The organism is Paenibacillus sp. PsM32, from assembly GCF_030433815.1.
Classification (GTDB): Bacteria; Bacillota; Bacilli; order Paenibacillales; family Paenibacillaceae; genus Saccharibacillus; species Saccharibacillus kyungheensis.
Map to the genome: position 1 here is coordinate 143,760 of NZ_JARUWY010000004.1, position 14,589 is coordinate 158,348.

Annotated in this window: 14 protein-coding genes; 8 read left to right on the forward strand and 6 right to left on the reverse strand. The window is 38.7% G+C overall.

The window, feature by feature from the left end; genetic code table 11:
• The first annotated feature begins 223 nt into the window (after positions 1-223).
• Positions 224-511 (forward strand): hypothetical protein, encoded by a 288-nt coding sequence (locus QCD85_RS10705; RefSeq protein ID WP_273616383.1) that lies wholly within the window; start codon positions 224-226, stop codon positions 509-511.
• Positions 512-549: 38 nt separating this feature from the next.
• Here the strand turns inward: QCD85_RS10705 and QCD85_RS10710 are convergent, their stop codons facing one another.
• Positions 550-1,374 carry an SEC-C motif-containing protein gene (locus QCD85_RS10710; RefSeq protein WP_301262579.1) on the reverse strand — a complete coding sequence of 275 codons (825 nt, stop codon included), beginning with the start codon at positions 1,372-1,374 and terminating at the stop codon, positions 550-552.
• 163 nt (positions 1,375-1,537) lie between these two features.
• Between QCD85_RS10710 and QCD85_RS10715 the strand changes: the two genes are divergently transcribed.
• The 3 genes from QCD85_RS10715 to QCD85_RS10725 all read left to right on the forward strand — a co-directional run bounded on the left by QCD85_RS10715 (position 1,538) and on the right by QCD85_RS10725 (position 3,959).
• Complete coding sequence (locus QCD85_RS10715) at positions 1,538-2,134, forward strand: TetR family transcriptional regulator (protein WP_301262580.1); 597 nt, start codon at positions 1,538-1,540, stop codon at positions 2,132-2,134.
• Between the two features lie 183 nt (positions 2,135-2,317).
• A complete protein-coding gene (locus QCD85_RS10720) occupies positions 2,318-3,061 on the forward strand; it encodes an SDR family oxidoreductase (RefSeq protein ID WP_301262581.1) in 744 nt (247 codons plus the stop codon).
• Between the two features lie 100 nt (positions 3,062-3,161).
• On the forward strand, positions 3,162-3,959 hold the full coding sequence (locus QCD85_RS10725; protein WP_301262582.1) for a class I SAM-dependent methyltransferase: 798 nt from the start codon (positions 3,162-3,164) through the stop codon (positions 3,957-3,959).
• 112 nt (positions 3,960-4,071) lie between these two features.
• Here the strand turns inward: QCD85_RS10725 and QCD85_RS10730 are convergent, their stop codons facing one another.
• The gene (locus QCD85_RS10730) at positions 4,072-4,956 is read right to left on the reverse strand and encodes an arylamine N-acetyltransferase family protein (RefSeq protein WP_301262583.1); all 885 of its coding nucleotides are present in this window, start codon (positions 4,954-4,956) and stop codon (positions 4,072-4,074) included.
• A gap of 163 nt (positions 4,957-5,119) precedes the next feature.
• On the opposite strand from QCD85_RS10730, the gene QCD85_RS10735 reads away from it, so the two are divergent.
• From QCD85_RS10735 to QCD85_RS10745, 3 genes are all read left to right on the forward strand, one after another.
• The gene (locus QCD85_RS10735) at positions 5,120-5,695 is read left to right on the forward strand and encodes a GNAT family N-acetyltransferase (protein ID WP_301262584.1); all 576 of its coding nucleotides are present in this window, start codon (positions 5,120-5,122) and stop codon (positions 5,693-5,695) included.
• Between the two features lie 9 nt (positions 5,696-5,704).
• The gene (locus QCD85_RS10740) at positions 5,705-6,643 is read left to right on the forward strand and encodes a helix-turn-helix transcriptional regulator (RefSeq protein ID WP_301262585.1); all 939 of its coding nucleotides are present in this window, start codon (positions 5,705-5,707) and stop codon (positions 6,641-6,643) included.
• A 63-nt stretch (positions 6,644-6,706) separates the two neighbouring features.
• The gene (locus tag QCD85_RS10745; protein WP_301262586.1) at positions 6,707-7,207 is read left to right on the forward strand and encodes a GyrI-like domain-containing protein; all 501 of its coding nucleotides are present in this window, start codon (positions 6,707-6,709) and stop codon (positions 7,205-7,207) included.
• A gap of 54 nt (positions 7,208-7,261) precedes the next feature.
• Here the strand turns inward: QCD85_RS10745 and QCD85_RS10750 are convergent, their stop codons facing one another.
• Together QCD85_RS10750 and QCD85_RS10755 are read right to left on the reverse strand one after the other, a co-directional pair.
• Positions 7,262-8,782, reverse strand: a complete 1,521-nt coding sequence (locus QCD85_RS10750; protein ID WP_273616382.1) for a sensor domain-containing diguanylate cyclase — start codon at positions 8,780-8,782, stop codon at positions 7,262-7,264.
• A gap of 205 nt (positions 8,783-8,987) precedes the next feature.
• On the reverse strand, positions 8,988-9,842 hold the full coding sequence (locus QCD85_RS10755) for an alpha/beta fold hydrolase (protein ID WP_274171424.1): 855 nt from the start codon (positions 9,840-9,842) through the stop codon (positions 8,988-8,990).
• 337 nt (positions 9,843-10,179) lie between these two features.
• Here QCD85_RS10755 and ypfJ point away from each other — a divergent pair, with 337 nt between their 5' ends.
• Positions 10,180-11,022 (forward strand): KPN_02809 family neutral zinc metallopeptidase, encoded by an 843-nt coding sequence (ypfJ, locus tag QCD85_RS10760; RefSeq protein ID WP_274171425.1) that lies wholly within the window; start codon positions 10,180-10,182, stop codon positions 11,020-11,022.
• 69 nt (positions 11,023-11,091) lie between these two features.
• On the opposite strand, the gene QCD85_RS10765 is transcribed toward ypfJ, so the two are convergent.
• Together QCD85_RS10765 and QCD85_RS10770 are read right to left on the reverse strand one after the other, a co-directional pair.
• The gene (locus QCD85_RS10765; protein ID WP_301262587.1) at positions 11,092-11,619 is read right to left on the reverse strand and encodes a hypothetical protein; all 528 of its coding nucleotides are present in this window, start codon (positions 11,617-11,619) and stop codon (positions 11,092-11,094) included.
• Positions 11,620-11,955: 336 nt separating this feature from the next.
• Positions 11,956-14,538: a LuxR C-terminal-related transcriptional regulator gene (locus QCD85_RS10770; RefSeq protein ID WP_301262588.1), complete on the reverse strand. Its 2,583-nt coding sequence runs from the start codon at positions 14,536-14,538 to the stop codon at positions 11,956-11,958.
• Positions 14,539-14,589: the final 51 nt, after the last annotated feature.

Sequence of the window (14,589 nt, forward strand, 5' to 3'; positions counted from 1 at the left end):
GAAATCACAAGGTGTTTCTGGGTATCTAGAGCGGTTAATGTTATAATAAGTAGAAGTATGTTATATAAAGAAGTCATAGGGAGTATCTATATTCTATTTCACTTGTAGAAGTATGGTGCTTTCTGTTGAGATAGCTTACAATAACAAGATGTTTGCAATCGAACGAAAGTTATCTATTGCCAAAACACAATATAGGAGTGGTCATTTGAAAAAGCAAAAACCGATGTCAATGGAAGATTTGTTAAAAGATTTGCAAGGGCAAAAAGAAGCACAAGGTGAAGGCTATGTATCTTTGGATATGTTGTTTAACCGCGGATTTATGAGCAAGTATTCGAGTCTGGATAGCTTTGCTGAATTTTTGAAAAAAGGTAATTTCCAAGCAGACACGCTAGAGGACATTCAAAATGTTGAAGGCGAATTGTTTGATCGTCATGTCAATCGTGAGACAAACTTCAGTGATTGGAAATCGATGTTAGACAAAGCCAACGAAGAATATACGCATAAGAAATAAGCACAAAGAGCAACGATATCGATATCGCTGCTCTTTTTTTATTTGCCTGTATACTGAGCCATTTTATTATTGTGATCTTGAAGAGAAAGCTTGAAGTTATCGAGATTACCGATAGCTGTTGTAGCTCCGCCACCATGTTTGGCATACAATACCAACCAGTACATAATCGGATATTGACGGAGTGGGCGACGCTTCGGTCCAATCATTACATCCGCAATACGTTCATAATCACTCCAACGATCTGCAATATTAGGTGTGATTTTACGATGAGGCTTACCACCGGGAATATATTCGCATATCTTTTCAGGGCGAAGACGTTCTTTCCATGTTCCATAAAAAGTATGAGAACTTCCATGAGTACGGCAAATAAAAGGACGTACTGGATACACACGACAGGTTCCTTTTTCAGCATCCAGTAATGGACAAGCAAAGCTATTACGTGTAGCGTGATGACGGATCGCATTCAATTCGTCATCAGTGTTGGTAGGATGTGCTAAAGAAGCATACATGGGTGGATTTTCTACTCGAAAAGTCTCCCAGTCTTTAGCCGCTTTGGCAAAAGCATTTTCAATATCAGATGTACTCCAATTGCGCTCCATATAGATCAGCAACAATTCAAATTCCACCTGCGAAATAGGTACATAATCCGAACAACAAGCCCGGCAACCTGCTGAACAAGGAGGCTGTTGCACACTTGTTGCGCGGTAATCGTCAATCGTATGATCGATATCTTGATACAATTGGTATAGATGAGCAGCCCGGCTATCCGGCTCGGCTGTTTTATGACAATGTTTAAGCTTTTGCCCGCTTCCACAAAAGCATAGCTGATTTCGAGAGAATGAGTAAGAAGTTGTATCGGACACGGATGAAGTCACGTCCTTTCCTGTTGCTAACGTGCTGTAGAGCTATAGACTATTATATCGCTAATTGCTCTGGAAGTTCTATGTTGCTTGAGAATAACAATAAACATGAATTGATATCCCATTATTGCTATGCTATCGTAAAACATATATTGAGGTGAAACAGATGGCATATGATGCACCATTAACAAAAGAACAAATTTTGGATGCGGCAGAGCAAGCGTTACGTCGGTACGGGCCTGACAAAACATCGGTCGTCGATGTTGCCCGCACTTTAAAAGTCAGTCATGGCACGATTTATCGCCACTTTGCTAGCAAAGCAGCACTACGAGAATCAGTCACAGAACGTTGGTTACAACAGATTTCAAGCCCTTTACAGCATATCGTTCAAGATCATGATCATTCCGCAACAGAACGTTTACGTCAATGGTTAGAGACACTGGCACAGACTAAGCGAAAATATGCTGTGGAAGATCCAGAGATGTTCCAAATGTATACAGCGGTTACTATGGAAGCTTTGCCTTCTATAGTGAATCATGTTGATCTGCTAGTGGAGCAAGTATCTCTTATTATTCAGCAAGGGATAGAAGATAACGAATTTAAGCAGGGTCAACCTGAGCAGATAGCCCGAACATTAATAATAGCGACTTCTTATTTTCATCATCCTGCTCATGCTTATCAATGGACAGATCCGGCAATCGATCAACAATTTGAACAGGTCTGGCATATGGTTTTAGCCAGTATTCAAGCTCATTCATCATAGACGTATCAGTCCCAGAACACATTTTCTGCATCACAGAGAGTGTGTTTTTTTGCTATGCATATAATCAATAAAATAGCTATAATGACAAATATCAAAAATTGTCACTTGATTATTTGAGAGGAGTTATTTATAATCAACACATCAAATATATAGATCGTACAGTACACAGAGGAGGTTTATGTTATGGAAACCATATTAGCAGGTAAAGTGGCTTTAGTTACAGGCGCATCCCGAGGAATCGGTCGTGAGATTGCACAACAATTAGCTGCTCATGGCGCTAAAGTGATTGTGAACTATACAAGTAGCCCTGACAAAGCAGCAGAAGTAGTGGAAGCGATCAAGCAAGCAGGCGGTGAAGCTACAGCTGTTCAAGCCGATATCAGTCAACTGACTGAACTTGAACAATTATTTCACGTTACTTTATCGACATATGGCAAATTAGATATTCTAGTCAACAATGCAGGTGTAATGAAAACACAATCGATCACAGAAGTAACCGAAGAGGACTTTGAGCAACAGTTTGGGATCAATGTCAAAGGAACATTTTTTGCGTGTCAGCAAGCGGCTCTACATATGGAGCCTAACGGTCGTATTATTAACTTTTCAACATCGGTTATAGGTCAGATGTTCCCTGGTTATAGCGTCTATGCAGGAACCAAAGGTGCAGTCGAGCAATTCACCCGTCAACTCGCCAAAGAATTTGGTAAAAAAGGAATTACGATCAATGCAGTAGCTCCGGGACCGGTTAATACCGAATTGTTCACAGTAGGCAAAACCGAGCAACAGATCGAGGGTCTTCGCAATATGAATTCATTTGGACGCTTGGGTGAACCAGATGATATTGCAGGGGTTGTATTATTTCTAGCAAGTGAATCTTCCAAATGGGTCACAGGTCAGACGTTACGTGCCAATGGTGGATTTATCTAATCGCTATAAAAAACGATAAAAATAACTACATTCCTTCATAAGATGGTACGATAGATAAAATAATATTTTTGCGCGTTACGCTATCTATGGAGGGTTTTTTATGGAATCATCACAACAGAACAAAAATGCTTGGAACAACGGCACCTATCAATCATGGGTGAATCGCTTTGGTACACCAGAAGAAGCGGCTGAGAAAATTAAACAAGATCCGCAAAAACGGATCGGTACAGCATTCAAACATATGGAAGACCATATACAAGGCAAAAAAATCATCAATTTACTCGGTTCTAATGGTAACAAAGCAGTTGCATTAGCTTTGCTCGGGGCTGAACTGACGATCGTAGATTTCTCTGCTGAAAATGAGCAATATGCTCAAGATTTAGCACGTGCCGCAGGAGTGCCTTTGCAGTATATCGTATCTGATGTGCTTCAACTGCCTTTACAGGAACTGGCTAATCAATATGATATCGTATTTATGGAATTTGGCATTTTGCATTATTTTACCGATCTACAGCCATTATTCCATGTAGTATCTAGCTTACTTGCGCCAGGTGGTCAATTGGTATTACAAGATTTCCACCCGATCTCGACCAAGCTGATTACTTCTAAAGGTACAACAGCTAATATTCGCAAGCATAAAGTAACAGGAGATTACTTTGATACTTCATTAACAGAAAAAGCCGTCTCTTATTCTAAATATGCCGAATCTGATCAACAGATCAAAGACGAGCAAAAAGTGTATTTACGTCAGTGGACAATCGGCGAGATTGTTACTGCTGTGGCTACATCGGGTCTGATGATCAAAGTACTGGAAGAATTGCCGAATCAATCTTCAGAAGTATTTGATAAAGGGATTCCCAAAACATTCACTATCGTTGCACAGCAGTTACATGTGTAATCCAGCTTGATATTCAATATAATCAGCAAAGCCACTCCTACGTAGGAGTGGCTTTTTAGCATTTTACATGTAGGATACTTGAAATTATAAGATACACAGGTGCAATACGTGATTATAAATGTGGATGATTGGACAATGATTGGGTCTGTTTCCATACTTCATGAGCTTGCTGTACACGATGCCAGAACTCGTCTTTTTCTAAAGCAGTGTATGGAACAAAAGATTCGCCAAATATATCATGTAACACATTCAACCATTCTTGTTTGTGTACAATTTCGATATACTGAACACCTGTATCATCAATCGTTTTGAGCACACATCCACGTAATTCATGACTGGTGGATTGATCTCGTTGGCGCAAAAGAAAGACATCAAACCACGGTGACTGCGGAGAACGGCTATAAAATTCATGATTATCTTCAAAAGGTTGGAGATCAGTGACCACCTGATGATCGATATCGACACCGACAATAGAAGCATAAGCATCATGTTCTAACCGCCATCCTTTGGGATCAATACTTGAAGATGTTACTGCATATTGAAAAGGCGATTGAGTATAAGTCCCTTTTATTAAAGGCAGCGGCGTATAAGGCATATCGCCAAGACCCACATCAATAATCCATGGTTGCGATATTCCTTCATGATCCAGATGAACTGTTAATCCTAAATGAAACGAATTGATACGCGGTTCTGTACCCAAAGGCTGTACACCTGCTCGATGCCAGAACACTTGATAACCTAGAGAACGTAGCAAAGTGCTAAACGCTCCATTCAGATGAAAACAATAACCGCTACGCCCGCTTAAAAGCAGTGCAATAGATTGCTGTATATCGATACCGGTCGGATGCCCTGCAAAAATATCGACCGTTTGCCATGAAAAGCGGCGCACATGAGCTTGATGCAATTGAACTAAATAATCTAGAGTAGGAGGCTGAATCTCTTCGACTCCCAGTTGTTGAAGATAGGTTTGAATTTCTGTTGTAGATAATGTGTACATGGATACGCACCTCGATTATATTAAAGGTATGATGATAAGATTAGGATAAGTAGTATGATATGTAGTATACGAGAATAATGTAGGATGGGTACTTTCCAAATCAGCCAACTGTAACGGTACAGATAGAAGTGTGGCACCATACATAATCTAAAGGAGTACAACAATGAGCGATTTATTTACGTTTGAGCAATTTCCACAGTTAGAGACTCCACGTTTTGTATTAAGACAAGCACAACTCACAGATGCAGATGATCTATATCAATTGTATGCAGATCAAGCTGTTATACAATATATGTCATTTACTCCGTTCACTTCGGTGGAAGAAGCGCTAGATGAGATGAAATGGTATGAGCGTATTTTTGCCGAACAATCTGGATTACGCTGGATGATCGAAGATCGTGAGACAGGCAAAGTGATAGGCACATGTGGATTTCTAGCTTATGAGCAGGAACATCATCGAACAGAATTAGGATATGATCTATCTTCTGCATACTGGGGCAAAGGCATTATGAAAGAAGTGGCTTTATGTATTATTCAGTTTGGATTTGAGCAGATGAAATTGAATAAGATTGAAGCCAAAATTGAGCCAGCCAATCAAGCTTCGATTCGTCTAATAGAAAAGTTGGGATTTGTACAAGAAGGTCTACTAAGACAACATGAATATGAAAAAGAAACGTATGTGGATCTTGCGATTTTTGCTCTATTGCAAAGTGAGTATACAGCAGAGAGCATAAGCTAAGGAGACATTATGAAAATAGATCGATTACTTGCGATCACTGTATTGTTATTGAATCGCCAACGGATCAGTGCCAAAGAATTGGCGACACGCTTTGAAGTATCGACCAAAACGATTTATCGAGATATTGATACTCTCAGTCAGGCAGGTATTCCGATTGTCGCTCATCAAGGCACCACCGGCGGATTTGAGATTATGGAGCAGTACACGATTGCCCGTCAGTTTTTGACACTAAGTGAGATTGATGCGATGATCTCTGCGGTAAAAGGGATGACAACCGTATTCAATGATCAGATGTTTGCTACATTACTGGATAAAGTACAAGCGCTACTTCGTCCACACGATCGAATGCAGACTACGATACAAAGTGCAGGTATTGTATTTGATTTTAACCCCTGGGGACAGAATCCAGCGACACGTGATAAAGTGAATCTATTACGTGAAGCGATCACCAATACCTATCAGGTGAATTTACATTATCTCAATACCAACGGCGTTGAAAGTGAACGAGCCGTAGAACCGTCTGCTTTGATTTTGAAAGGATATGTCTGGTATCTACACGCCTATTGCACATTACGGCAAGATTTTCGTTTGTTCCGGTTGTCTCGTATTCTGGAATTAGAATGTACTTCACATACATTTGAGCGGCGTGACATTCCAGATTGGGATCAATATCAATGGAATAGTGGAACAAATGAAGAACAGCGACAGGACGTAAGATTACGATTCAGTCCGCAAGTTCGCCATCGTTTAAGCGATATATTTGACCCTGCTTGGATTACTGTGCAACCAGATGGAGATATTGATGTGCAAGGTGCTTTTATTATAGATGATTGGTTTTATAGTATGGTGCTGGGCTTCGGAGATCAGGTGCAGATACAATCGCCGCCAACCCTTATTCCAGAATTAATACAGCGTGCGCAAAAAATAATCGACCGCTATTCTAACTAGACAGACAGTTGTCTATATTCCTTCTGTATACTTTGAATAAAAGAACAGAAAGAGGGATGATGTATGACTACTGTAGCGACACCGACGATTGTACAGTTACCTGCTTTTGTAATACATGGCATGGGCACAAGAACAACCAATGCAGACGAATTAGGAGTTACCAATGCACGTTTACCACAGTTGTGGGCATCTTATCTGCATTACAAAGGTCAACATCCTGATCTATTTTCTAGTGATGCTCCAACCTATGCACTGTATACCGATTATGAAAGTGATGCGACCGGAGCTTATACAGTGGTGATCGGACAGCAAGCAGAAGATTATGCTAATGCTTCAGAATCAGCACAGCGACAACTAGAGATTACTGTACCAGCCAGTCGTTATATGGTATTTACCACACCGAAAGGACCTGTATTTGAGACTGTTGCTCAGACATGGGGCACGATCTGGAATTATTTCGAGGATGCTTCGGAAGTGCGAACATATACAGGCGATTTTGAAGTGTATGAATCGACGGCTAATCCTGAACAAGCAGAAGTGAAGATTTATATTGCGATTCAATAAGATTTCTTCTATAAAAAAACCGTCTATACCACAGTCAGGTGATATAGACGGTTTTTATATTTTTAATTTACGTTGACGTTTGCTACGATACATGGCTTTGTCTGCATGATTGAGCAGTGTATCGACATCGGTACCGTCTTGTGGGTAGATACTAGCACCACAACTCATCGGAATCGAAAGTGTATCATTACCATATGCCAGTTCCGCTTGAGCGAATACAGCATTCAATTGATTCACAATCTTCTGGACTTGAATCTGATGTTCGACAGGATGAATAAATAACACAAATTCATCGCCTCCAAGACGTGCCGCCATACCGGTAGAGCCTACTAATTGTTGAATAAGCTTGGCGGTATGTTGAAGCATCTCATCACCTGCTTGATGCCCGTACCGATCATTGGTTTCTTTGAAATAATCCAGATCAATCAGAATAATGGCAAGTTGTTCTTGATGTTGCTCGGCTTGTACAATCGACTTCTCTAATTCTTGATAAAAGTAACGACGATTCGGCAATTCTGTTAAAGAATCATGATAAGCGAGAAAAGCAATCTGACGTTGTTGTTCTTTTTTGACTGTAATATCACGCATAATAAGAATAACATGATCTTCATGCTCTACGAATACATAGTCGCCTTTGACCAGAATATCGATCCATTGTTCACCATTCCACACTTTGGTTTCCATATCAATAATGCCTTGATGCCTTTGTAATTTAGAAGCCAAGTCTTCACTGGCTAGTGTATGCAAATTCGTATCATCCAAATCAACAAAAGAAAATAATTGTCTGGCACTGGGATTCGCTTCTTTAATCGTGCCTGATACATTAGCTAACAGGATCGCCGCTGGATTCATATCAAACAATTTTTTGTAACGATGATGATCAAAGTTGAGAAAATCATATTTTTTCATAGCGACTTGTAACGTAAAGCACCAGATTAATCCGCCATACAAATACGGATAAGGCGGCAAAGATTCACCGAAATGAAAATAACCAAAAAAAGCGATCCAGCTTAAAGAAATACTCATACCCCGTCGCAATATACGATAGATGGCTTGGTGTTCAGATGAGCGATTCAAAGCCTGATGACGGGAAAGAAAGATTAGTGAAGCAACACTGATTAGAATACTTACAGTAAGAGCGGCATAATAAGAAGTATTATATACAGGCACTTTCCACATGCCCGCCATGACGAATTGTTGTGAAGAAATAAATTTTGAGTTATTCATAATGCCTACCGGAATAATCAGGAGAGGAAGATAAAAAATATACGGATACAACCATTTGGGCATTTTGCGATAAGCTCCGGATAGCTTGATAATAAAATGAAAACTCAAACTCGGTAACACAATACCTACATTAGCGAACCACAAAGAAGACAGAGTAGAACTATATTCAAGCGGTAATTGGTAGCGAACATACTCTTCTAAAAAAAGTAAAAAATAACAACCAATCGCGATACTTACCAGACGATGTTCTACTTTTTTGGGATTGCGTAATAACACATTAATCCCCATATAGAAAAAGAAGAGCATCGGTAAAACATAAAGAGCTATCGGAATTAGTGACTCCAGCACATTCAAGCGTATACTTCTCCTTTCCCATAGATTACATACTTAGCCTTTCGTGCATGCTCCCTATACATATCTATTATTGCGTTACTATGGAATAACAGATACTACGTATAATATCGTCATTATTTCGTAAAAAATAAGCATAAAAAAAGCTGACGATCACAACTTGGGATCGCCAGCTTTAATCTTCATCAGATGATAGGAAATATTATAGATTACGGCTTGCTGCTCTTGGTGTATGGTTATCACGAGACATTTGGTTAAGGAATAATAGTAACTCTGAATTAAACTTCTCTTGCTCGTCGAACATCATAGCATGACCGCTATGTTCAAATTCAACAAGACGAGAACCAGCGATACTTTGTTGTGTTAATTCAGCTAATTGAGGATCACAGATTTTATCTTTTTGACCCTGGAAAATGACTGTCGGTACATTAATATGTGGCAAGTCTCCACGCAAGTCTTCATCACGTAATGATTCTGCTGCTTTGATTGTACCGTGATTAGAAGCTTGGAAGCACAATGATTCTAACCATACCATCATAGCTGCTTTGGACTTCGTATGCGTAAATTTAAGACCGAATTGAGATAGCATTTTTGGACGATCTTCATACGTAGGAATAATTAATTGTTCATTAAGGTCTTCCTTCGTGATGTTATATTCAAAATCAGGACGCTGTGTAAAGACTGGTGTTGCAGAACCCATCAATGCAAGATGAGAGATGCCTTTACCTTGATGACGTGCCATATACCGAGAAGCCACTGCTCCACCCATTGAGAAGCCAATCAAAGCTGCATTTTCGATATCAAGCTCGTCGATAACCGCTTTCAAATCATCTGCCATACGGTCAAATGAATAGCTTTCCCACGGTGCATCTGATTTACCGAATCCGCGGAAGTCGATTCCGATACAACGGTAGCCTTCTTTAGGTAGGATAGAGTATTGATATTCAAACATAAGGTTGTTTGCTGGCCATCCGTGTAAGAAAATAACCGGAATCCCTTCACCAATATCTTCTACATAAATCTTTACATTGTCTTCTACTTGTACGTAACGTCCCATTCTTGTCGCCTCCTGATGTTTGTTATTATAGTGTGTGATCATGCTATTTTGATAAATGATACAACCGTATATATTCGTATCATGATTATCGATGTAGTTGATTGATACTATATTAAACATATTTACTAAAGAAAAAACCTTATATTAAAAAATTAACTTAATTATATGAAATAGGGTTTCAATAATTTGTCGTTGTGATAGAACTATGTAGATAGGTAAAAAACGAAATAAATGGCTTGAGATAGAACGTAAATGGGATGTTACAATTCTTTTGGGGTATATCACTAATACATACGTAAAAGAAATCGGTTTGGATCAGTCATTAGGGGGCAGAAAGATGAAGTTACAGGGTAGACGAACAAGTTCCAACGTAGAAGATCGCAGAGGTAAAGGTGGAAAAACAATTATAGGTGGCGGAATTGGCGGTATTATTATTATTTTGATTGTAACGTTATTAGGAGGCAATCCTAGTGAATTATTGAATGGGACAACATCCACAACGACTGAATCGTCTGCACCTTATCAAGCAACCGCAGAAGAACAAGAGTTAGTGAATATGGTATCTGTAGTATTAGCCAGTACAGAAGATGTCTGGACAGCTCAATTTGAAAAGCAAGGATTAACCTATACTAAGCCTACACTGGTACTGTATAACGATCGTGTTGATTCTGCTTGTGGTACAGCCAGTTCTGCGGTAGGGCCTTTTTATTGTCCGGGTGATCAGAAATTATATATTGATCTGAGTTTTTATGATGAGCTTCAACAGAAATTCAAAGCCCCGGGTGATTTTGCGATGGCTTATGTGATTGCTCATGAAGTAGGTCATCATGTACAAACATTGCTTGGAACGATGGATAAGATTCAATCTGCCCGTCAAAATATGAGCGAAACGCAATATAACAAAATGCAGGTTAAATTAGAGTTACAAGCCGATTATCTAGCAGGTGTCTGGGCTCATGATGCCCAAGGAACCAATCTGTTAGAAGAAGGCGATCTACAAGAAGCATTAACCGCCGCAAGTGCTGTCGGTGATGATACCTTGCAAAAGCAAGGACAAGGGTATGTCGTGCCGGATAGCTTTACACATGGTACGTCAGAACAACGTCAACGCTGGTTTTATAAAGGATTTGAATCTGGAACGATTGCCGGTGGAGATACATTTAACGCTAGCAGCCTATAAGACATCACAAAGCCCGATACGATCTTCTCTTTGTAAGCATAAGAGAAGCCGTATCGGGCTTATTTTAATTTATCGGGCATGTCGTTTGCTTTGTAATCCTCTAGCATAATTATAGAGTTGGTTAAAAGGAACACGATATTCTTCTACAATACCTTGAGGGGTCAATAAAGTAGAAGTAGGCTTGGCGAATTTGGAACATAACCTTTTTAATTTGGGATCAGCAGCAATCCAGAAGCGCACTTCTTTGACTCCTCTTCTGGATTGATCAATATGTCGAACCAGATGTTGAAGGCCTTGAGCAAATAGTCTGGTTTTGCGATAAGGAGCGCTCAAAATCACAGATTGAATCTGGATCACTTCAGTATTGTAATAAGCATATTCTTCTGTTCCATACAGATAATTCCAAGCCCCGATCACTTCATCATGTTGATCGAGAGTGATAAAACATTCTTCTTCTAAAAGAAGAGGAGCAGACGTAAAGCCAAGTGTTAATAAAAAAGTATTAGGCACATGAAGCGGAACATAATTTTCTAATACAAATGTCATATGTTGTTCTTGATACACCGCATTGGAACAAGCTTGTATACGATAATTCATCATTAACAACTCCTTTTGGTTAAACGGTACATCGGTATCAACCATCTTTTTGACCATTTATTATCTGTAAAAAAAAAGACCTCGATAATATCTGCCGAATCGAGGTCTACAAAAATATGATTGGAGGAAACCGTTCGGATAGGTAAGATCACAGAGAAAAATCGAATGATAGCAGAAGATTTTCTATTTGATGTCATTTATTCTCCCATGATCTGGGTTGTTTTTATTGTAGCAAATCCAAGCCGTACGCATCTATTAACTAAAGTTAACTTGAATACATTTTTATTACAAATGAGATACTTTTTTAATAAAAAAATATAATGTTCAACCCTTTATTTATAGACCGGAAAGCAGTTCTAATTCCTGCGATTTGAGTAATGCTTGAACACGAGAAGTCACGCCCAGCTTATTATAAATGCGATTGATATACACTTTGATCGTACCGATCGTAAGCCCCAATTGATCAGCAATTTGCTGGTTAGAATGACCTTGACGAATCAATTTGAGCACGTCTAATTCTTTAGGTGTTAACGCTTCAATAAGATGATTGTCTGACAATAATAGAGGCGTTTTACCTTCTGCTTCTAATATATTTAGTAATTTAGTTATATATTTAAGCATCTGAGGATGGTTAACGATATGCTTTTTATGGCTTAATTTTTGTAGCAAAATATAGATAACCATTCCTTCATCTACAAATGTTCGTACATAATCAAACGGCATGACTAATTCAATCGCTTGTTGGAGCAATAAAATAGCCGTATCTACTTGTCCTTTGCGATAAGTACAGATCGATTGAAGAACAATAACAGAACACTCAATATTGGTCGAATGCTCATTTTCTGCAAAAAAGCGAATAGAAGCTAAAATTTCCAGAGCGGTATTATAGTCTTTATTAGCTATAAGTACACGAGATAATATCATAAATGCAAGCGATTGATCTAAAGAGATACGTTGCTTGCTAGTGATTGAGATCGAATCTAATACATGGATAGATTTCTCGATATCACCTTCTAAAAGATCGATCCATGCGATAAAAGCATATAGATGTTTGCGCCAGTTATGATATTGAGGATCTTCCAGCAGTTGTAATGTATTTTCGAGAATAGTACGTGCTGTAATATACTGTTTTTCTTTCAATTTTAATTTGACTGTCATTAAGCGGAAAGGAACAAGCAATCCTGGAACGATGCGATAGTTATCGTTTTTCGATATTTTTTGAACCCAATAGATACAGGTATTGAGATCGTTACGTTCATAAGATCCTTCAACAACAGCTTGCATAACATACTGTACCAATAACGAATTTTCTCCATGTTGCTGATGCAAGATACGGATCATTTCTGCACTGACATGAGCTGTTTCCTGACTTAGAAGCCCTTTTAAGCCAAAAGCTGTATTTCTAACAAACGGTTCGTTTTTATTATAATTAAAGTGGAAAAAGACCGAGTTTTGAGGGATTTGTTGTTGAATAGAACGCATAAAAGCAAACCATTCATCAAAGTCTCGAGATGCAAATAAAATATTAGTTTTGACCAAAAATAAAATGCCTAAATAATTAGAATATTTGTCAGAAGAAGATAATGCTTTAATACGTTGCTCACATCGCTTTAGTAATTCAATCGATTCTTCAAAACGATCCACAATTCCTAAAATAAACGCTTGAATCAGACAGAGTGCTATTGTAAATTCATAATCAGCAGGGAATAGCTGGAACCAGTGCAGTAACGTATCGAGTTCACCTTTACTTAGCCATTCTTCTACATGATTATCGATTAATTGTGCGGCTTGTTCATAGTTGTGGGCGATCAAAGAATGATCGATTGCTTCTTCGATCCATTGTCGCTCGATATAGATTTGGCTCGCTTTCTGATGCCCGCTGATCCATCGTGTATGTGACGATTGACGTAATACATTTTGGACAAATTCTGCAAATAAATGATGATATCGATACCATTCGCCATCTTCATCCAGTGGAATTAGAAATAGAGTAAGCTGTTGTAGACGATGTAATTTGCACTGACTGTCTTGCAGACCGGTGAGCTCATCACATAACTCTGCATTCATACGCTTCAAAATAGACGTTTGTAATAAAAAAGATTGTAGTTCTTCATCAAAACCGCTCCATACTTCATAAAATAAATAATCTGCTATACTGCGATGCTTGCCATTAAAATCTAAAGTAAAACGGTATTGTCCTTCATCTTGTTGAAATGAAATCAAAGCCAATTGAATCCCTGCAATCCAGCCTTCGGTTTGTTGAACAAGCTTATGAATAATCTCAGTAGGTAGCGAATAACCTATCGTATGCTGACAAAGTAAAGCAACTTCTTCTTCTGAAAAAGCCATTTCACCGGCGGCGATAATATTTAATTGTTGTCGAACTAACCATTTTCCAATATGTACAAATGGAAGTGTTTGGCGAGACGAAATATAGAGATGAATATGGGGTGGTAAATAATCGCTCAGATAACACAATCCTTTGTGAATATCAGAACTTGCTATAAATTGATAATCATCCAGTATCATAGCAAGTGGTGCTTTTAATTGGTCTAATTCATGAATAAACATATCGATAAAAGACGTGATACTACTCATAGAAGAGTTGGACAGCAGAGGTAATAATCGCTCTTCTAGATCAGGAATCATATAACAAGACAAAGAATAGATCATATAGCGCCAGAATCGACGAGGATCATTATCACGTTCGTCTAGGGAAAGCCATGCGTACGGTTGCTTTTTTTCATATAACCATTGTCCTAGTAAGGTAGTTTTACCACTTCCTGCTGGTGCATAGATCATATTTATTCTAAAATTCATGCCTTGTTCTACACGATGAATCCACTCTGGACGGTCAATCGTGTAGTTACGAATCATCGGTTTAGAAACTTTCGTTTTTAGAAGTATCGAACTTTCCATAGATTCCGTCCTGTCTCCCTGGCTGATTATATTCGTATTTTACAAATACAC